1 protein-coding gene is annotated in these 645 nt (G+C 43.3%); it reads left to right on the top strand.

What is annotated here, in order from left to right; genetic code table 11:
- Positions 1–635 (top strand): RNA-guided endonuclease InsQ/TnpB family protein (locus M595_RS28340; protein ID WP_023069978.1); only part of this gene is annotated, 635 nt, incomplete at its 5' end.
- Positions 636–645 lie beyond the last annotated feature (10 nt).

Raw genomic sequence — 645 nt, 5'->3', positions numbered from 1 at the left:
CAACGAGTGACGGTGTTATCGTCAAACCTCCTAAGTTTTTCAAGAAGCTGCAAAGCGAGTTGAAATTACTGCAACGCAGACTTTCTAGGAAACAGAAAAGGTCTAAAAATTACGAGAAACAACGACTTAAAGTTGCTCGACTTCACCACCAAATCGACAACACGAGGAAAGACTTTCATTACAAACAAGCTCATGCGCTTTGTGACGCGGGTGATATGGTCTTCATGGAAGATTTAGACTACCGAATAATGGCTAAAGGTCTGTTCAAGAAACATACTCTTGATGCTGCATTCGGACAGTTTAGAGCTATCGTCAAATATGTTTGTTGGAAACGTGGAAAGTTCTTTGCTCAAATTAATGCAAGGGGAACTTCTCAAGAGTGTCCTGAATGTGGTGGTGAAGTTAAAAAAGACCTGAGTGTGAGAATCCATGATTGTCCTCGTTGTGGATACAAAACAGACCGCGATATAGCCGCAGGTCAAAACATTAGAAACCGAGGAATTAAGCTAATTAGTACCGTTGGACAGACGGGAAAGGAAACTGCCTGTGCAGACGTTCTACCGGGGGCTGTTAAAAATCAGTCTAGGCAAGTGTCGAAATCCCGTAAGGGGAAAACCAGGAAAACCAAGCCGTGAGGTGAGGATC

It is taken from the genome of Lyngbya aestuarii BL J (assembly GCF_000478195.2).
In the GTDB taxonomy this organism is placed as follows: domain Bacteria; phylum Cyanobacteriota; class Cyanobacteriia; order Cyanobacteriales; family Microcoleaceae; genus Capilliphycus; species Capilliphycus aestuarii.
The sequence above is the reverse complement of the archived record's forward strand: the minus strand, read 5'-3'. Positions and strand labels throughout refer to the sequence as shown.